The organism is Streptomyces sp. NPDC057854, assembly GCF_042797055.1.
Lineage (GTDB): Bacteria > Actinomycetota > Actinomycetes > Streptomycetales > Streptomycetaceae > Streptomyces.
This window is the reverse complement of the sequence record NZ_JBHVMF010000042.1, coordinates 14,148-31,783: the sequence shown is the minus strand read 5'-3', so window position 1 is coordinate 31,783 and position 17,636 is coordinate 14,148. Positions and strand designations below refer to the sequence as shown.

16 protein-coding genes and 1 pseudogene are annotated in these 17,636 nt (G+C 72.7%); 11 read left to right on the top strand and 6 right to left on the bottom strand.

Annotated elements, in window-relative coordinates; genetic code table 11:
* Window positions 1–129 precede the first annotated feature (129 nt).
* The 8 genes from ACFVQZ_RS35745 (at window position 130) to ACFVQZ_RS35710 (ending at window position 8,716) form a co-directional block, all read left to right on the top strand.
* Window positions 130–540 carry a cobalamin-dependent protein gene (locus ACFVQZ_RS35745; protein WP_030498411.1) on the top strand — a complete coding sequence of 137 codons (411 nt, stop codon included), beginning with the start codon at window positions 130–132 and terminating at the stop codon, window positions 538–540.
* A complete protein-coding gene (locus ACFVQZ_RS35740; protein WP_383629060.1) occupies window positions 537–1,871 on the top strand; it encodes a methylaspartate mutase in 1,335 nt (444 codons plus the stop codon). The genes ACFVQZ_RS35745 and ACFVQZ_RS35740 overlap by 4 nt, the downstream gene beginning before the upstream one ends.
* A 156-nt stretch (window positions 1,872–2,027) precedes the next feature.
* The gene (locus tag ACFVQZ_RS35735) at window positions 2,028–3,041 is read left to right on the top strand and encodes an asparagine synthetase A (RefSeq protein ID WP_383629058.1); all 1,014 of its coding nucleotides are present in this window, start codon (window positions 2,028–2,030) and stop codon (window positions 3,039–3,041) included.
* Window positions 3,038–4,471 (top strand): glutamate synthase-related protein, encoded by a 1,434-nt coding sequence (locus tag ACFVQZ_RS35730; RefSeq protein ID WP_383629057.1) that lies wholly within the window; start codon window positions 3,038–3,040, stop codon window positions 4,469–4,471. Before ACFVQZ_RS35735 ends, ACFVQZ_RS35730 begins: the two co-directional genes overlap by 4 nt.
* Entirely contained in the window at window positions 4,468–4,881 is a 414-nt protein-coding gene (locus tag ACFVQZ_RS35725; protein WP_383629055.1) for a hypothetical protein, read from the top strand. Before ACFVQZ_RS35730 ends, ACFVQZ_RS35725 begins: the two co-directional genes overlap by 4 nt.
* Complete coding sequence (locus tag ACFVQZ_RS35720) at window positions 4,862–6,145, top strand: MFS transporter (protein ID WP_383629053.1); 1,284 nt, start codon at window positions 4,862–4,864, stop codon at window positions 6,143–6,145. Before ACFVQZ_RS35725 ends, ACFVQZ_RS35720 begins: the two co-directional genes overlap by 20 nt.
* Window positions 6,146–6,152: 7 nt before the next feature.
* Window positions 6,153–6,902 (top strand): 4'-phosphopantetheinyl transferase family protein, encoded by a 750-nt coding sequence (locus ACFVQZ_RS35715; RefSeq protein WP_383629051.1) that lies wholly within the window; start codon window positions 6,153–6,155, stop codon window positions 6,900–6,902.
* 1,448 nt (window positions 6,903–8,350) lie between these two features.
* A complete protein-coding gene (locus ACFVQZ_RS35710) occupies window positions 8,351–8,716 on the top strand; it encodes a S26 family signal peptidase (protein ID WP_383629049.1) in 366 nt (121 codons plus the stop codon).
* A 306-nt stretch (window positions 8,717–9,022) separates the two neighbouring features.
* On the opposite strand, the gene ACFVQZ_RS35705 is transcribed toward ACFVQZ_RS35710, so the two are convergent.
* The gene (locus ACFVQZ_RS35705) at window positions 9,023–10,399 is read right to left on the bottom strand and encodes a tetratricopeptide repeat protein (protein ID WP_383629047.1); all 1,377 of its coding nucleotides are present in this window, start codon (window positions 10,397–10,399) and stop codon (window positions 9,023–9,025) included.
* A gap of 117 nt (window positions 10,400–10,516) precedes the next feature.
* Window positions 10,517–11,341 carry an MBL fold metallo-hydrolase gene (locus tag ACFVQZ_RS35700; RefSeq protein WP_383629045.1) on the bottom strand — a complete coding sequence of 275 codons (825 nt, stop codon included), beginning with the start codon at window positions 11,339–11,341 and terminating at the stop codon, window positions 10,517–10,519.
* Window positions 11,342–11,451: 110 nt separating this feature from the next.
* Here ACFVQZ_RS35700 and ACFVQZ_RS35695 point away from each other — a divergent pair.
* Window positions 11,452–11,661: pseudogene (locus ACFVQZ_RS35695) on the top strand (hypothetical protein); the annotation flags it as partial.
* Window positions 11,662–11,712: 51 nt separating this feature from the next.
* Here the strand turns inward: ACFVQZ_RS35695 and ACFVQZ_RS35690 are convergent.
* From ACFVQZ_RS35690 to ACFVQZ_RS35675, 4 genes are all read right to left on the bottom strand, one after another.
* Entirely contained in the window at window positions 11,713–12,189 is a 477-nt protein-coding gene (locus ACFVQZ_RS35690) for a MarR family winged helix-turn-helix transcriptional regulator (protein WP_030497596.1), read from the bottom strand.
* A gap of 44 nt (window positions 12,190–12,233) precedes the next feature.
* On the bottom strand, window positions 12,234–13,139 hold the full coding sequence (locus tag ACFVQZ_RS35685; protein ID WP_030497597.1) for an NADP-dependent oxidoreductase: 906 nt from the start codon (window positions 13,137–13,139) through the stop codon (window positions 12,234–12,236).
* Window positions 13,140–13,336: 197 nt separating this feature from the next.
* Window positions 13,337–13,804, bottom strand: a complete 468-nt coding sequence (locus ACFVQZ_RS35680) for a cupin domain-containing protein (protein WP_030497598.1) — start codon at window positions 13,802–13,804, stop codon at window positions 13,337–13,339.
* A gap of 69 nt (window positions 13,805–13,873) precedes the next feature.
* Window positions 13,874–14,845, bottom strand: coding sequence for an alpha/beta hydrolase (locus ACFVQZ_RS35675; RefSeq protein WP_383629042.1), 972 nt, complete (start codon window positions 14,843–14,845; stop codon window positions 13,874–13,876).
* 575 nt (window positions 14,846–15,420) lie between these two features.
* Between ACFVQZ_RS35675 and ACFVQZ_RS35670 the strand changes: the two genes are divergently transcribed.
* Window positions 15,421–15,711: a hypothetical protein gene (locus ACFVQZ_RS35670; RefSeq protein WP_383629040.1), complete on the top strand. Its 291-nt coding sequence runs from the start codon at window positions 15,421–15,423 to the stop codon at window positions 15,709–15,711.
* A 762-nt stretch (window positions 15,712–16,473) separates the two neighbouring features.
* Complete coding sequence (locus ACFVQZ_RS35665; RefSeq protein WP_383629038.1) at window positions 16,474–17,610, top strand: tyrosine-type recombinase/integrase; 1,137 nt, start codon at window positions 16,474–16,476, stop codon at window positions 17,608–17,610.
* Window positions 17,611–17,636: the final 26 nt, after the last annotated feature.

Below are 17,636 nucleotides of genomic sequence, written 5' to 3'. Positions count from 1 at the left end.
CCGCATTTCCAGCGGGGCGCGGCGCCTTTTCCGTACCCCTCCCGGAATTCCCTCGAAATGGGAAAGTGCCGGTCGTTGCTGCCGCTCCCACTTCCCCTTCCGGAACCCTCCGGAAATTATTCTTCAGACATGAAGATTCTCTTGAGCGGGACCGCCTCGGACTCCCATACGTGGAATCTGGTGTACCTCCGGCTCTTCCTGGAGGAGCTCGGGCACGAGGTCGTCGGGCTCGGCCCCTGCGTGGACGCCGAACTCCTCGCGGACGCCTGCCGGCGGCACGCGCCGGACGCGGTGGTGCTCAGCAGCGTCAACGGCCACGGCTACCGCGACGGCCTCGCCGCCGTCCGCCGGCTGCGCGCCGAACCCGCCCTCGCGGCCCTGCCCGTCGTCCTCGGCGGCAAGCTCGGCGTCGCCGGCCACCGCCAGGACGACGACGTCGCCCAGCTCCTCGACGCCGGCTGCGACGCCGTCCTCGGCGACGACCTCGCGGCCCTGCGCTGCTTCCTCGCCGCCAGAGCCCGTACGGAGGTCCCCGCGTGACCGCGCACCCCGCCGGGCCGGCCTCCTCCTTCGGGGCCTTCGTCACGGCCTCGGCCGCCGCCGGCCGGCTCGTCGTCCAGCCCCGCATGGGCTTCGGCGACCCCCGCGCGATGCGCGACGGCCTCGCCCGCACCCGAGCCGCCACCGCGCACACCGCCGGCACCCTCACCGTCGACAGCTACACCCGCGTCGGCGACCTGGCCGGCGCCCGCGCCGCCGTCGCCGACGGCACCCGCCTCAACGGCTACCCGATCGCCGCCCACCCGCCGGCCACCACCCGCGCCGTCCTCGACGGACTGCACGGCGCCGCCTTCCCCGTCCAGGTCCGGCACGGCTCAGCCCGCCCCGAGCCCATCGTCCGCGCCCTGCTGGCGGCCGGACTCGACGCCACCGAGGGCGGCCCCGTCTCCTACTGCCTGCCCTACGGCCGTACCCCGCTCCGCGACGCGGTCGCCGCCTGGGCCCGCGCCTGCGCCCTGCTCGCCGAAGGCGCCCGGCCCGGCTCCACCCCGCATTTGGAGAGCTTCGGCGGCTGCCTTCTCGGCCAGCTCTGCCCGCCCGGCCTGCTCGTCGCCACCAGCCTCCTCGAATGCCTCTTCTTCGTCCGGTACGGGCTCCGCAGCGTCTCCCTCAGCTACGCCCAGCAGACGCACCCCGGCCAGGACGAGGAGGCCCTGCGCGCCCTGGGCCGGCTCGCCGCCGAATTCCTCCCCGCCGACGTCGAACGCCACGTGGTCCTCTACACGTACATGGGCGTCTACCCGCGCACCGAGCGCGGCGCGCTCCGCCTGCTGGAGGACTCCGCGCGGCTCGCGGTCCGCGCTGGGGCCGGCCGGCTCATCGTCAAGACCGCCGCCGAGGCCCACCGCATCCCGACCGTCGACGAGAACGTCCGCGCCCTGGAGACCGCCGCCGCGGCCGCCGCCCTCGAAGAGGCCCCCGGCCCCGACGGCGCCGCCGACAGCGAGGTCTACCTGGAGGCCCGCGCCCTCGTGGAAGCCGTCCTGGACCTCCACCCCGACCTCGCCCGGGCGCTGCCCGACGCCTTCGCCCGCGGCCTCCTCGACGTCCCCTTCTGCCTGCACCCCGACAACCCCGGCCGCTCCCTCGGCTTCATCGACCCGTCCGGCCGCCTCCGCTGGGCCCGCACGGGCGCCATGCCCCTGCGGCGCGACGCCGCCGCCGACGCCGCCCCGCTGACCGCCGACGGCCTGCTCACCGCCCTGCGGCACGTGGCCGCCCGCTACGACGGCCGGCGCGACCCCGCCGCCGGTCCACCCGACGACCCCGCCGGCCGCGCGCACCCGTCCGCCGCGCCGCTCACCGTCTGACCCGCCATCAGGCCGCCCCGGCCGCACGGCCCAAGCCCAGGCCGGACCGCAACCGAAGCTCAGGCCGCCCGGGCCGCACCGTACGGCCAAGCCCAGGCCGCACCCGCCTCCCGCCACCCGCCCGCACGTACGCACGCACGCAACAGGAGCCCCGCCATGGACCTGACCGCCGCCCCCGCCGACGCGACCGCGCCGGGCACCCCGCCGCCGCTCGGCGAGCACCTGCGCTCGCCCCGGCTGCGCACCGCCATGCTCGTCCAGCAGGAAGCCCTCCAGGCCGCCCGCGACTACCTGCGCGGCGAGGGCTTCACCGAACTCCTCCCACCGCTCGTCGGTCCCGTCACCGACCCCGGCGGGCGCGGCGCCAAGGCCCTCGACGTCGACTACTACGGGCACCCGTACAAGCTCATGACCAGCGCCATCCTCTACAAGCAGGCGTCCCTGCGGGGCTTCCCCCGGCTCTTCTACATCGCCCCCAACGTCCGGGTGGAGCCCGAGGAGACCGCCACCACCGGCCGCCACCTCGTCGAGTTCCACCAGATCGACGTCGAGATCGCCGACGCGAGCCGCGAGGACGCCCAGGCGATCGCCGCCGGCCTCCTCACCCACGTCACCGAGCACGTCTGGACCGCCGTCCCCGACCTCCTCACCGGACTCGGCCGCGAGGAGGCCGACTTCGCCGACGTCCGCGCCGGCAAGTACGACGTCCGCACCCACGAGGAGGCCGTCGCCCGGCTGCTCTCGCTCGGCCACCCACAGAACCCCGACGGCGAGATCGACTGGACCGGCGAGCGGATCCTCTCCCTGGAGAGCGACCGGCCGTTCTTCGTCGACGACTACCCCAAGGGATCCCGCGGCTTCTACGACCGCGAGGACCCCGAAAGCCCCGGCGTGCTCCGCAACTTCGACCTCATCGCCCCGCACGGCTACGGCGAGCTCGTCTCCGGCAGCGAGCGCGAGGCCGACTACGCCACCCTCGTCACCCGGATGCGGGAGAGCGGCGAGAACCCCGCCAAGTACGCCTGGTACCTGAAGGAGGCCCGCGAGGGCATCCCGTCCAGCGCCGGCTTCGGCATGGGCCTCCAGCGGCTCGTCCGCTTCCTCACCGGCCTGGACGCCCTCTGGCAGGTCAGCGCCTACCCGAAGCTCCCCGGGGTGGTGGCCCCGTGACCACGCCCCCGGCCCCGCCCGCCGCCCCCGCCCAGCCCACCGCCCCCGCCCTCACCGCCCCCGGCTTCCCCGAGGAACCGGTACGCGCCCGCGCCCGGCTCGGCACCGCCGCCGTCTTCCCCGACCCCACGGCGTACGGCAGCCACCTCTTCGGCCCGACGGCCGCGGCCGGCGGCGACGCGCTCGACCGGATGCGGATCGTGCCGCCGGTCTTCATGCCCGAGCGGCTGGAGAAGCTCATCGACCTCGCGCGGGAGCCGGAGTTCGACGACGTCGACCTCACCACCCGCGTCGGCGGGTTCACCGCCCGCCTGCCGCTCTACCTCTCCGCCTTCGGCTCCACCCGGGCCGGCAGCGGCGACCTCGCGGTCCACGCGAGCCGCCAGGCCGCACGCCTCGGCATCCCCATGGTCATCGGGGAGAACATGGTCCCGGTGCACGGCTACCGGCGCGGCGGCGCGGGCGGAGGCGACGCCACCCGCTCCGCCCTGCTCGCCCGCGTCGAGGCGTACCTGGAGGCCGCCCCCGACGGCGTGGGCGGCGTCGTCGTCCAGCAGTCCACCGAGGACGCCGACTCCGAGGTGTGGAACCTCCTCTACAGCGACACCGCCTTCCGCCCCCTCCTGGAGACGGGCCGCCTCGCCTTCGAGCTGAAGACCGGCCAGGGCGCCAAGCCGGGCCTCGGCGGCATGACCGTCGTCGACCGGGCCGAGGCCGAGCAGCTGGCCCGCCGCTTCACCGTCCGCGAGGTCTTCGGACCGGACGCGCCGCGCAGCCTGCGCTGCGCCACCCCGGGCACGTTCACCGAGGAGATCCTCCGCCAGCAGCTCCGCTTCATGCGCAACAACTTCCCCAAGGCCCGCACCTGGGTGAAGTTCCACCCCGGCCGCGACATCGGCCACGCGGCCCGCACCGCCTGGGCGGCCGGCGCCGACGCCGTCACCGTCGACGGCGCGGAAGGCGGCACCGGCTGGGCGCCGGGCGTCTTCCTCGACCAGGTCGGCCTGCCGCTCGCGGAGGCCCTGCGCCGGATCGGCACCCCCACCGGCTGCCTGCTCGCCACGGGCGGCGTCTGGGAGGGAGGCCGCGCCGTCCGCGCGCTCGCGCTCGGCGCCGGCGCCGTCGGCCTCGGCCGCGCCGCCCTCGTCGCCGTCGACGAGGACCCCGAGCACGGCCTGGAGCGCCTGGCCGGCGCGCTCGCCCTCGAACTCCGCCTCCTCGTCAGCGCCCTCGGCAAGTACACCCCCGCCGCCCTCACCCCGGACGACCTCTGGTCCCCGCCCCCGTTCCCGGAGTCGTACGCCGCCCCTGACCCGTACGCCGGCCCCGCGCCGGACCTCGCGCACCAGGCTCCGACGCACGCCCCCACCCCCACCCCCGCCCCAGCCCCCGCCCAGGCACCGGCCGACGGACCGGGCTGTTCCGCGTGAACCGCCGCCGCCGTCCGCGCGCCGCCGCCGTCCGCGCCCGCTTCTCCGTACGGGAGGTCCCCGGCATCACCGTCACCGCCGCCGGGAGCCGCGCCCCCCTCCCGTACGGACTCGACGGCACCGCCCGGCGCACCGCGCAGCGCGCCCTGACGGAGGCCGGCCGCGCCTACCTGGGCGGCCACGTCGAGCTCCGCGCCCCCCGGCGCACCCCGGCGCGCGTCCTGCGCCGGGCCGCCACCCGGGCGGTCGCGGCGGCCGTCGCCACCACCCTGCGCGCCGCCCCGGCCACCGGCCCGCCCGCCCCCGCCCCGCCCTCCGGCGCCCGCCGCACCCCGGTCCGCCCCCGCTCCCACCCGCCCACCGACCACCCCCGCACAGGAAGCCGACCCCATGGCCGCGCCCACCACTGACCCGACCGCACCCGGCATCGACTGGCGCCGTCTCGGCAGCCTCGTCACCGGCCAAGCCGCCGTCCAGGCGGGCAGTTTCGCCCTCCTCATCGCCATGAGCTGGACCGCCGTGCAGCTCGGCGGGCGCGGCGCCGTCACCGCCGTCACGCTCGCCGCGACCCTGCCGCGCGCCCTGCTCCTCCTCTTCGGCGGCGCCCTCACCGACGTCCTGGGCCCCCGCGCCCTGCTGCTGCGCGCCACCAGCGTCCGGATCGCCGTCCTGGCGGCCGGCGCGGTCGTCACGGCCACCACCCACACCCTGTGGCCGCTGGTCGTCATCGCACTCGCCGACGGCGTCCTCCTCGGTCTCACCGGCCCGGCCGCCGGCGTCCTCCTGCCGTACCTGGCGCCCAAGGAGCACCTCGGCCGCGCCAACTCCCTCTTCTCGATGGTGCTGCGGCTCGCGCCGATCGCGGGCGCGCCGCTCGGCGCCTGGCTGGTGGTGGTCGGCGGCCTGCCGGTCGCCATGGGCGCGGCGGCGGCCGGCTGCGTCCTGTGGCTGGCCTGCGCCGCCCACGTCACCCGGGGCATGCCCCGGCCCGAGCCGGCCGCCCAGGGGCCCTCGCTGCTGCGCCGCTCCGGCGACGGCTTCCGGCTCCTCGCCGCCCACCCGCGCCTGCGGTGGATGTTCGTGGCCTGCTTCGCGATGGACCTGGCGTTCCTGTGGCCGGCCGAGGTGGCCCTGCCGCTGCGCGCCGCGGAGAACGGCTGGGGCGTGGGCGCGGTCGCCGTCGTCCTCGCCGCCTTCAGCGCGGGGGCCCTCGCCTCCGCCGCCCTGGGCGCCGCCCTCGCGCACCGCGTCCCGGCGCCCGTGAAGCTCGTGGTGACCGGCGTCGGCCTGGCCGCCGGCATGGGCGCGATGGCGCTCGTCCCCTCGCCGGGCGTCCTCGCCGGGACCGCCGCGGCCGTCGGCCTGCTTTCCGGACTCAACGGCCCGGCGCTGGTGACGGCCTATCAGCAGGCGGTGCCCGAAGGGAAGATGGGCGCGGCGATGTCGACGTTCGCGCTCTCCGGGATCGGGGCCGCGCCCCTGTCCCTGGCCCTGTTCACCCCGGTCTCCCTGCACCTCGGGGTGACCGGCACCTGGCTGCTGTGCGCCGGTGTCGCCCTGGTGTCGCCGATCGCCGCGGCCGTCGCGCTGCGCGCCGCGCCGGAGAAGGCCCCGGGCCGGAGCGCCCCCGACCGGATCCGTACCGCCCCGGAGTCCACCGTCACGTCCGTGTGAGGCAGACATGATTCCCCTGACCCCCGCACCCCCGCCCGAGCTGTACGAGCCCGGGCCCGTCCTCCTCCGCCCCGCGGCGCTCCCGCCGCTGCCGGCCGCCCTGCCCCGGCCGCCGGGGGTCCGCCCGCTGCGGCCCCAGCTCTGGCTGGTCGCCACCGACGCGCACCGGGACACCGCCGCCCGGTACGCCTCGCTCGTGCTGGACGCGGCCGAGCTGGCCCGCGCGGAGGAGTTCCGGCGGCCCGGCGACCGCGCCACCTACCTGTGCGCCCACGTCGGCCTGCGCCGGCTGCTCGGCGCCCACCTCGGGGTCGCGCCGCGCAGCGTGACCATGGAACGGGCGCCGTGCCCCTGCTGCGGCGAGGCGCACGGCCGGCCCGTCCTGCCGGACGGCCGGCTGCACTTCTCGCTCTCGCACTGCGAGGGCCTGAGCCTGATCGCCGTCGCCGCGGGACCGGTGGGCGTGGACATCGAGCGGGTCCCGCCGCCCCACCTGGTGACCGAGGCGGCGGAGGTGCTGCACCCGGCGGAGGCCGCCGAACTGGCCGCACTGGCAGGGGCGCGCGCCCCGGACGCGTTCGCCCGCGTGTGGACGCGGAAGGAGGCGTACCTGAAGGGGCTCGGGGTCGGACTCGGCGCCGACCCCGCGGCGGAGTACGTCGGCGCGGGCCCGGCCCCGGCCGCACCGCCGGGCTGGTACCTCGCCGACGTGGCCGTCCCCCCCGGCCACCACGCGGCGGTAGCCCTCCTCCGCTGACCCCGCCCGCCCGCCGGCCCCCACCGGCGGGCGCACCGCCCCACACAGCCGAAGCCCCCGACAGACCGGCATCCGCCCCGCCCCGGCACCCGGACCGACGACACACCGTCGACGCCACCACCCCGACCTCCACCGCCCCTGGCAGTCGTGCGCCCTGGCACCGCCGAGCCGGTGCCCGCGAAGCTTGGCGCCGATCACGTACGGGGCGCATCAGACCCCCGCTGGAGGCCTTTGGCTCACGGGAACGGACGACACCGGCGGCATCGGCCAAGCGGTCCCGGAGCCGTCCTGACGCTCCCGCCACCGGCCGCGCCGACAAGACGGCTCCCCGACCGGAGGCACCCTCACCAAGGCGTACGACAAGCCCGGCCGCCAGACCTCGTACGCCGGCGCCGACGGCTCCCTGACGCGCGAGAAACGGCCCGGCGGCTACGACGCGACCGGGCGTCCCACCACCGTCGAGGACACCGCCGACAGGATCTGCACCGACCGCACCCACGCCTGCGACAACGGATGACACGGCCACGGGCATGCTGGCCCGTACCGTCGAGTCCGCCACCGGCGACCTGGGCGCCACCAGAAGTGGGGAAGCGTCAAGACCAGCAGGCTCGTGCGCTGGAGGGGCCCGGCGCACCGTGTGGAAGCCCCGCGCCACGGCTCCTGGGACAGTTCAGGCCGCAAGACCTGGAGAGGTACGCTCTCGGCGGCCGGCGGGGGCACGGCCGTAGGCTTCTTCGGCCACACCCGGACCCACGCCATCAAGGTGGGTAGGTGTTCCGGAAAGTTCTCCGGACCCAGGTACTCACGGGTGAAGACGTACCGTGGCCGGCGTTCCTACAGGAACATGCGCTGGTGCGGACCACGAGCTGAGTACCACAAGAGTGGAGGCTCAGCGCCCCACCCTTTCCAGCGCCGTCCACAGAACCCACAGGAGCCAGGAAATGCACAGATGGACCGCATGCGGAGCCATCGTGGCGGGCGCAGCGCTTCTCGCCCTCTACCTGACGGAGACGATCACCGCCGTCCCCTCCTCGACCTTCGCCATCCTCGCGGGCACGGGCCTCGTCGTTGACGGGACGCGGAGGCTGTATCACCTCCGGAACCGGAAGAATCCTCAGACCCCGTAGCACGCACCGCGTACGCGCCCGGCTGCGCGGAGTGCCCATGCCGGTACGTCTCCGACAGTGTTCCCTGGTAATCCGGGAAGCCGCCGCCACCGCGTCCCGGTGTTCCGGCGCCCGGCCGTCGGTTCCCCGGCCAAGAACCCGCAAGGTGCGGGTGGACAGCCCCACGCGTTCAGCGCTGCCAGCACTGAAGAGGCTCACTGACAGGGGCGTCTTGTGACGGAAGCAGCTCGCTAGCGCCGCATCAGGCAACGTTCGCCTCGCCTGTGGAGACGGAGAAGGAAATCGGTGGGGTGACCCAGGGGAATCTGCCACGATCACCGGATGGGTGCATTGGATGCAGTAGCAGGCAGGGTCGCCGGCGGCGCCACGGTGGCGTCCCGGCCCAGCGGCTCCTCGATGGTCCCTCTGATACGCAGTCGGCAGCAGGTGGTCGTCGCTCCGGTCGTCCCGTCGAAGCTGGAGGTCGGGGACATCGTCCTCGCCCGTGTCGCCGGGACGGTCTACTTGCACCTGGTGTCGTCCGTGGACGCCGCCAGGAAGCGGGTGCAGATCAGCAACAACCGCGGCCGCATCAATGGCTGGACCAGCCACGATCGTGTCTTCGGTATCTGCGTGGCAGTCGACGGCGTCACACGGTCAGGCGTCGAGGGCAAGACGCTCGCGGCCGACTCCGGCGACTCCTCCTGAACCTGACGCTCCAGCGGCATCGGACCACCAAGCGATGTGGGTGGCGGCACGTGTGTGCAGACGCGGCATCATGACGACGAGAGGCCGGCGGTTACTGCGGACAGTCCGCGGGGGAGCGGGCTCCGTGGTGACCTGGCGGCGCCCGCGGATCATCGGGCGAAACCGCCACGCCGTCGACCAGCGCCTACGGGCCGTCGCCGACCGGGCCGACGTTGCCGGATTCGGCACGAGGTTCTGTCGTCCCATGTCACGCCACATCAGGAGTGAGGCGAGGGCGACAGCTGCCAAGATCATTTGAGCGTATCGTCAAAAGGGGGGTTCCGCAGAGTACCCGTCCTCCCGCAGGGGGGCTGATGCGGTCTTCGTCCTGGCGGCACGCTGTTCGGCGACGGTGGGGTGGACGGTGACCGCCTCGGCGGCTCGTCCTTGCTTGACCAGGACCTCGAACAGATCCTCACGCGCTTCGACGGTGCCCAGGTCCCGCAGTTCCGCCTCGGCCTGCGCGAGGCGGCCGGCGGTGCTGAGGAGGTCGGCTCTGACGAGGCGGGGGTCGCGGAACGGGTCCGGGTGGGCTTCGACCACGGCGATCGCTTCCTCGGCACGACCGAGGCCGGCGAGGGCGAAGGCCCGCCACCCGTGCTGGAACTCCTCATGATCGTGGTGGGGAACGGTGAGGGGATGGTCGAGCAGGCGGAGCAGCTCCTCGGGACGGCCGAAAAGCGTGTGGACGAGCGGGGCCAGGAGGTTGGAGCAGTCGTACCAGCTGAAGCCGGGTTCGGCCACGGCGATCGCGTCGTCCAACCGGCCGTCCTGCAGGAGGGTCACCGAGAGCCAGGCCCGGTACCCGACCCAGTCGTCAGCGGCGATGGCCTCCCGCATCACCGTCTCGGCCTCGTCGGCCCGGCCGCAGTCGCGGAGGGCACCGGCGAAGATGTCCAGGACCGTGTGGGCGTGCTCTCCGGTGGCCAGCTCGCGCAGATCGTCGATCCGGCCGTGGCGTGACAGCAGTTCGGCGTAGGCGGTCAGGGTGTTCTCGGTGCCACAGCGTTTCACGGCTATGTCCGCCCCGAGGACGCGTATCGCCTCGTCGGCACGGTGCATACGTTCCAGCATCCGAGCCTGGAGCACCAGGACTTCCTCGTCGCTGGAGGCCCAACGGCTCTTCTTAAGGGCCTGCCGTGCGGTCTCGGCGTGCGGGGCGAGCAACTCCAGCACCCGCTCATCGCGGCCCTGCCCCTCGGTGATCTCCACCAGCACCGACCGGATCCACCACCCCCCGAGATGCGGCACGAGCAGATCGACGGCCTCGTCAACCCGCCCCGCTGTGACGAGCAGCTCGGCGAAGTCCCGGCACACGTACTCCGAGGTACGCCCCTCCTCGTCAGGGCGGACCAGATCCAGGGCCTCGTCCGTCCGCCCCGCTCGCAGCAGCACGTGCGCCTTCGCCCGGAGGGCCGGCCGCCACCCGAGAGCGGCGAACGGCTCGACCACCTCGACAGCCCGACGGAACGAACCCGTCCGGGACAGCTCCTGCGCCGCGCGCTCGGCACAGAACCACTCCCCGCGCTCTTCCGCTGCTTGGATCATCAGGTCCAGGCGACCGTGCTCCAGCAGGAGATCCACTTTTCGAGGATGCAGGCCGCCGTAATGGTGGGCCTGCCAGGAAAGATCATCGGTGTTCACGGCGGGAAGCGTAGAAGGAGGCACCGACAAGTCCGCGGGCCGCTGAACGACTTTCGACAAGGCAGCGGCCTTCGCCCCCCGGTTCTCGGACTGATGCGGGGCATGTGACGGCAGAGCCTAGCGAGGCGTCCCGTCGCGCTTGCCTCGGCGGGCGAGGTTGCGGGCCTGCCCTTCGTGAATGCCGCTCGTCCACTCCCAGCCGGCTTTCGGCGATACGACCCGCGGGTCCCTGGACACCCGGGCGTCACGCAGGTCCTCCACGTACGCTCGATCCCGTTTCATCCTTGCGCGTACCTCCTCACCCCTGGCGAGGGACCCATGTCCGGGGACGAGGACGCCGACGTCGTCCGCCACGCCCTCGAGCAGCCCCAGCCCGGCCAGGTAGTCCTCGATCGGGTCACCCGTGTCGCCGAGCATGGGAACGAAGACGTCGGAGAGCATGTCGCCGGCGACGAGAACCCGGCGTTCTTCGATCAACAGGGCCGCATGGCCCGGGGCATGCGCCGCATGCTCGATGATCCGCACCTTGGGGCCGTCCCAGGGAAGCTCCGCGGTCCCAGCGGGCAGACCTGTGATCAGGCCGTACAGGTCGAGCGGTGTGTCCTCGGCGATCTCCGGCGGCAGCCCCGCGGCGACGCCGGCCTTCCAGTCCGCGTTCGACAACACATCCCGCATGAAGTCCGCGCAGCGGGCTGTGCCGTAACGGGGCGCTTCGCCGAGTTCGGCGTGCCAGAGCACGTGATCCCAGTCAGGATGCGTCGAGAACCCTGCCACCACGGGCCGGCCCAGCTCTCGAAGGTCGCTGGCCAGGCAGGTCATTTCGGCACCGGTGATCCCGGCGTCCACGAGGAGCACGCCGTCACTGCCCTGCACGACAACGGTGTTGTTCTCGAGCAACTCACTCCGGTGGACCAGCACACCCTCGGCGACCTGCTTCAGCATGGGGCCCTCCCGTTCGATGTCCGCACCCTGCCAGACGGACTGGCGCCCATCAACCCAACCGGACGGGGGCGCGCGACGGAGACTCTGCGGCGAGACAGCGCGTGACGAGCGACGACCTGACCGGCACCAAGGTCCGTGCCCTCGCCGACTACCGAGCCGCCGTCCGCGACCTCATCGACGTCCAGGCTGCTTCCCGCCACCGCCCCACCGCCGACCTCGAATCCCTGGGCTACCGACGCGCCCGCGACGAGTTCGGCCTCGAAGGCCTCCGGGACCGGCTGATCGGCGCGGACTGGTACGAGGACGAGGACGACAGCGCGTGCCAGGAGGCCCTGACGATGGGTGCCGCGCGACCGATGACGGCTGCGACGTTACTTCTGGGCTGTGTCCGGGCGGGTTCGCGGGCTGGTCATCGCGTCAGCGATCGCGTGGGCGGTGCGGGTGAACTCCTCGGCCTGCTGGGCGGAGAGGCTGTGGACGGAGGCTTCCTCCAGGGCCTTCCACATCTCCTCGATCGGTCGGCGCATGGCGCGTCCCTTGTCGGTGAGGTGGACGATCATGGCGCGCTTGTCGTGCGGAGCCGGCTCGCGGGTGAGGAGGCCGGCGTCCTGCATGCGGCGCAGTGACTTGGAGACGGTGGAATGGTCGAGACCGACGGATTCGAGGAGTTCGGACTGGGACTGGCCGTCGCGGTCGAGGAGTTGCATGAGCAGGAGTTCCTGGCCGGGGTGCAGGCCCATCTCGCGGAGCATGGCGGAGGCATGGCCGCGGTGTACGCGGGCGAGTTGGAAGATCGCGTAGCTGAGCGCGCCCTGGCTGGCCGTGGAGGGGAGGTGGCGGGTGGTCATGGTGCAGTTCCTTCGGTCGGGGCGGTCGGGGCGGTCGGGGCGGGTCAGTCGGTGGTGAGGACGATTTTGCCTCGGCTGTGGCCGCTGTCGCTGATGCGCTGGGCTTCGGCGGCCTGGGAGAGCGGGCGGGTGGTGACGGTGGTGATCAGGTCGCCGGCGGCGGCTGCGCCGGCCCATGCCGTCAGGCGGCTCGCGGAGCGCTGCTGGGGGCCGTCGGCGAAGGTGATGCCGAGCTGGTGGGCTCGGAAGTCGGCGAGGGTGACGATGCGCTCGCGGGTGCCGCGCAGGGCGAGGGAGTCTTCGAGGGCTCCCTTGCCGGCGATGTCGAGCACCGCGTCGACGCCGTCGGGTGCGAGTTCCCGTACCCGGTCGACCAGACCGTCGCCGTAGAGGGTGGGGGTGGCGCCGAGCGAGGCGACGTACTCCTGGTTGGCGGGGCCGGCGGTGCCGATGACGCGGACGCCTCGGGTGAGCGCGAGCTGGACGGCCACGGTGCCCACCGCTCCGGCAGCACCGTGCACGAGCAGGGTTTCCCCGGCTGTGACGTCGAGCAGGGCCAGGACGCGGTCGGCGGTCTCGCCGGCGACGGGCAGGGCGACGGCGTGTGCCCAGCCGAGGGCCGCGGGCTTCGGGGCGACGGTGGTCGCCAGGGCGTACTGGGCGTAGGAGCCGGTGTCGGACCAGCCGAATACCTCGTCCCCTACGCGCAGGCCGGTGACGCCCGTGCCCACGGCGTCGACGATGCCGGCGACCTCCAGGCCGGGCACGGCGGGCAGCCGGGTCGGGAAGACGGCCTCCAGCGCACCGGAGCGGATCTTGCCGTCAAGGGCGTTCACCCCGGCGGCCTTGACGCGGACGCGCACCTGCCCGGGCGCGGGACGCGGGATCTCGATGTCCGTCTGGCGCAGGACATCGGCGCTGCCGAAACGATCGAAGACGATGGCCTTCATGACTACTCCTCCGGCGCCGCCACCCGGTGAGGTGGTGCGGCGCATCAGACGTGCAGGATTTAGTGGCTAGCCACTTGAATGATGCGAAAGGTACGGGGATGTCGGGTCCGTCGGTCGGTCCGGGCCTCTGAGGGATGCCGGGGCCCGGATTCCGCCGCCGGCCGCCAGGGCACGAGGTGCCTGGTGGCGGTGCGGGGTCAGCGCGGCGGGCCCAGGATGACGCCGCCGTAGAGGTCCGCCGCTTCGGCGAGGAGGGAGCGGGGGATCGTGAAGTCGTCGGGGCGCGGCGTGCTCAGGTCGCGCCCGGCGTGCCGGAACATGCCCTCGATGCCGCCCGGTGTGGCGATCATGAGGAGGTCGGCGCGTTCGGAGGTGATGCGGTAGGAGTGGGGGGTGTTGCGCGGCAGGTAGACGATTCCGCCTTCGCGCAGTTCGTGTTCCTCTTCTCCCGCCCAGACCAGGGCCGATCCCTTGAGGAGCATGAAGACCTCGTCCTCGCGGGTGTGCAGGTGGAAGGGCGGGGCCTCGCCTCTGGTGACGTCGAAGCGGCCCACGGTGAGCTGCCCGTCGGTGGCGTCCTGGTCGAGCAGGACGGAGAACGTTCCGCCGTCGAGCCATTCCAGCTTCTGCTGGTTCTCGGTCTGGGCCAGGTAGGGCATGGTCATGATGTCCTCCTCGGCGGGCGGTGCCCGCCTCTTCTTTCGGGCGGCCGATCCGGTGGCCGCGGCGCGGGGTCAGGCGGTGAGCGTGCGGCGCACCCAGGCGGTGCGGGCGGCGAGGGCGGCGGTGGACAGGGCCGCGGCGGGGGCGGCGCCGTCGAAGATGTGGAACCCGCCGGCCCAGACGTGGAGTTCGGCCTGGACACCGGCGGCCCACAGGCGGGAGGCGTAGGCGACGTCCTCGTCGCGGAAGACCTCCGCGGAGCCGACGTCGATGGCGGCGGGGGGCAGGCCGGACAGGTCCGTGGCGCGGGCGGGGGCGCTGTAGGGGGAGACGGCGTCGGTGCCGCGGAGGTCGCCGAGCAGCGCGGTCCAGCCGGTGGTGTTGCTCTCCCGGCTCCACGTGCCGGTGCCGGAGTACTGGAGCGTGGAGACCGTCCGGTCGCGGTCGTCGAGCATCGGGCTCATCAGCAGCTGCGCCAGCGCCTTCGGTCCCTTGCGGTCGCGGGCGAGCAGGGCGGTGCCGGCCGCGAGTCCGCCGCCGGCCGAGGTGCCGGCGAGGAGGATGCGCCCGGGGTCGATGCCGAGCTCGGCGGCGTGGGCGGCGGTCCAGGCGAAGCCGGCGTAGGCGTCTTCGACCGGGGTCGGCGCGGGGTGCTCGGGAGCGAGGCGGTAGTCGAGGGACACGACGACAGCGTCGTGCTCCAGCGCCCAGTCGAGGATGTTCTGGATGCCGGTGAAGCGATCGCCGATGATCATGCCGCCGCCGTGCAGGAAGTAGATGCCCGCGCCGGCGGTGGTCTTCCCGCGTGGGGCGAAGACGGAGGCGGTCAGGTCGCCGTCGCGGCCGGGGACGGTGACGACCCGGTGGTCCAGGGCGCGGGTGCTGAGGAGGTCCTCGATCGGGGCGGTGAAGGGCGCGGCCCGCAGCGGCTCGATCATCTCCGCCGTGATCGCGGAGGGCAGCGGGCTGCCGGCGAGCAGCGCACCCAGCTCCGGGTCGTAAGGGGGGCGGGCGGGGGTCTCGGGCGTGGTCGTGACCGTCATGGCGTGCTCCAGGGAGAGGACCCGCCGACCACTTATATGGCCGACCACTTAAAAGTAGCGCGGGGTTACGTGGCTGGCAACATATTTGGGGTGACGGCTTCCTCGCACAGCCGGAACCGGCAAGGGGCGCTGGTGGCCGGGGTGGTGGCATGGCTCGGGAGGCAGCTCGTCCAGGTGTCCTCACCCGGGAGAGGGCTGATGGGCGTCTTCCGGATCTCGGCCGGACCCGACCGGCGGAGAACGTCGCCCGGACCCGGCCGGCGGAGAACGTCGCCCGGCCGCCCGCGGGAGAAGAGCGCTCCCGCACCGACCACCGGCTCCGGCGAGCGCCTACGTGGCAGGCCCGCGTAGACGGCTCATAGACGGTCCGTAGACGGGCCTGACCAAGGATCGAGAAGCACATGCCCGCCGTTCGGCGAGGCACACGTACAGGAAACGAGCTGGCCGACCATGGGAGGTGACATGCTGCGCGCGCGGCCGGCGCGGGGGGCCCAGGCGCTGCTCGGTCGGAGCACGGAGATCGCTGCGCTGAGGCAGCTCTCACGCAGGCCTGCGCCGGCACGGGCGGTGTCCTCGTGCGGCACGGGGAAGCGGGCATCGGGAAGACCACGCTGCTGGAGAACGTGCGGACAGAGTTCGGCAACTCGCAGGTCCTGCGAGTGGAGAACACCTGGCCAGAGGCCGAGGTGTCCTTCGCCGGGCTTCAGCACCTGACCAGTTCGCTGACGGGCCACTTCGGCGGGCTGCCGCAGCCGCAGTGGGAGGCGCTGGGCGTGGCTCTGGGGCGCCGTCCGGGGCCCTCTCCCGATCACCTGCACCTCGGACTGGCGGTCCTGGGCCTGCTGTCGGCCGCGGCCGAGACATGACCGGTGGTCGGGCACCCCCACGACCGGAGGAGTCCTTCAAGGCAGCCAGGCTTTCCCGGCTTCCCCCCGAGGTTCGCCGCTTTCTGCTCCTCGCGGCGGCGCAACCCGACGGTGATCCGCCGTCGGTCGGGGGCCTGCCTCGCCTCCGGCTCGCGAGGCCGACGCTCGCGATTCCACGCTGCCGAGGAGCATCGGGCCGGCGACAGGCGGTGAGGCCACGTCGGGAGCGGCCGAGCGTCAACCCGCCGAGGGCCAGAGGGCCGTGTTCCGTAAACCGGAACAACGTCGATGTACGCCAGTTCAGTGGTGCGTGGGCGGACGCCGTCCGTGTGCGGAGGCACTCAACGTCCGATGGGACACCAGGCAAGTCGGCATCCGGTCAGCATGAGTCCCCGCACGTTCCGGGGAGGCCGTCTCAGCAGGCGCCGGTGCGGCGCGAAATCCCGGACGGGGGAACCGTCCAGCCCGACCGCAGCGATGTTCCTCACAAACACCGGACGGGACCGTCGGTGTAGGGTCGACGACGCCCTTGACCTGCACGAAGCAGGCAGGGAGCCGTCTCAGAGGAGTCCACAGTGCTGCGCACTCTGTTCAAGTCCAAGATCTAGCATTTGGACGTCTGCGCAGGTCAGGGGCATGATAGAGGCCCCTCGGGTCAGCAAAAGGTCAGCATGCGTCGCAGCCCTGTCTCCGCTTGCTGACCTTCTGCCATCTGCGCAGCGACTGTGCATGGTCCCCGCTCCCGTTCGGAAGGTTCGACACGTGGCTCGACAGCTCGCCCGCGGCATGGGCTCCTTCTTCAAGGAATGTGACTGCGCCAAGCCCACCCGCTGCCCGCACCCGTACACGATTCGCTTCAGGGACGCGCTCGGCAAGCAGCGCGAGGAGTCCGGGTACGACACGCAGGACGACGCGATCGAGCGCCTCACGGAGATCTACAAAGACAAGAAGAGCACGGCGCCATCCGTCGCCGAGGCCCGCCGCGAGCTGGGCCAGCAGACGGTCGAGGAATACGCCAAGCAGTGGCGACCCCGACAGCGCAAGATGACGGAGTACTCCACCGGCGAGCACGTCGACAGCTCGATCAATGTGCACATCGTTCCCCGCCTTGGATCGCGAAAGCTGAACTCGGTCACGCCGATCGTCGTCGAGCGATTCTTGGACGAACTGGAGTCCGACAAGGTCGGTCGCGGAAATCAGGTGAACATATTCCGCGTCCTCAAGGCCATCTTGCGAGACGCTTACGGCAAAGGTGCCATGGCAGACGATCCGGTGAAGGGCGTCCAAGAGCCGGAGTACGTTCGCGAGAAGGTGGTTATCCCGTCCCTCGCTTATGTGAAGAAGGCGCTGACTGTAGCCGACAAGCATCTCGCACTTGAGATTGTGATGATGGTCGGCTGCGGCCTCCGCAATGGTGAGGCCCGGGCGGTGAACGTCAACAACATCGTGGCGGACGACGTCTACAGGGTGCACGAGCAGATCCACTCCAACACGCATAAGCCAGCGAAGCTGAAGCATCGCAAGGCGGGCGAGTTCAGGGAGGTTCCGCTCCCGCGCTCGGTGAAGGAGGCGTTGGAGCGTTACGAGGAGCAGCACGGCACCACCAAGGATGGCTATCTGCTGCGCGGTCCGAGCGGCTACTACACGGAGCCGATGGAACGCCGCCGTGTACAGAAGCTCTTCAAAGACCTCCCTGCGGAGAACGGCGTCGGAATGTACAGCTTCCGGCACTATTTCGCCTCGAACGCGCTCGGGAGCGGCATACCCATCACCGACGTCGCCGAATGGATGGGGCACAAGTCCATCGAGGAGACGTATCGAACCTACCGGCACCTGATGCCGGGGAGCATCACCAAGGCCGCCCGTATTCTGGATGCCGGTCTCTGGGAAGCAGCGTGACACGCCTTTGGCAGCCGGCTCCCGAC

Bases quoted from the DNA above. Each gene is read 5' to 3' on its own strand.
- ACFVQZ_RS35745 (WP_030498411.1), top strand. From the start codon at position 130: ATGAAGATTCTCTTGAGCGGGACCGCCTCGGACTCCCATACGTGGAAT.
- ACFVQZ_RS35735 (WP_383629058.1), top strand. From the start codon at position 2,028: ATGGACCTGACCGCCGCCCCCGCCGACGCGACCGCGCCGGGCACCCCG.
- ACFVQZ_RS35720 (WP_383629053.1), top strand. From the start codon at position 4,862: ATGGCCGCGCCCACCACTGACCCGACCGCACCCGGCATCGACTGGCGC.
- ACFVQZ_RS35715 (WP_383629051.1), top strand. From the start codon at position 6,153: ATGATTCCCCTGACCCCCGCACCCCCGCCCGAGCTGTACGAGCCCGGG.
- ACFVQZ_RS35710 (WP_383629049.1), top strand. From the start codon at position 8,351: ATGGGTGCATTGGATGCAGTAGCAGGCAGGGTCGCCGGCGGCGCCACG.
- ACFVQZ_RS35700 (WP_383629045.1), bottom strand. From the start codon at position 11,341: ATGCTGAAGCAGGTCGCCGAGGGTGTGCTGGTCCACCGGAGTGAGTTG.
- ACFVQZ_RS35690 (WP_030497596.1), bottom strand. From the start codon at position 12,189: ATGACCACCCGCCACCTCCCCTCCACGGCCAGCCAGGGCGCGCTCAGC.
- ACFVQZ_RS35685 (WP_030497597.1), bottom strand. From the start codon at position 13,139: ATGAAGGCCATCGTCTTCGATCGTTTCGGCAGCGCCGATGTCCTGCGC.
- ACFVQZ_RS35680 (WP_030497598.1), bottom strand. From the start codon at position 13,804: ATGACCATGCCCTACCTGGCCCAGACCGAGAACCAGCAGAAGCTGGAA.
- ACFVQZ_RS35675 (WP_383629042.1), bottom strand. From the start codon at position 14,845: ATGACGGTCACGACCACGCCCGAGACCCCCGCCCGCCCCCCTTACGAC.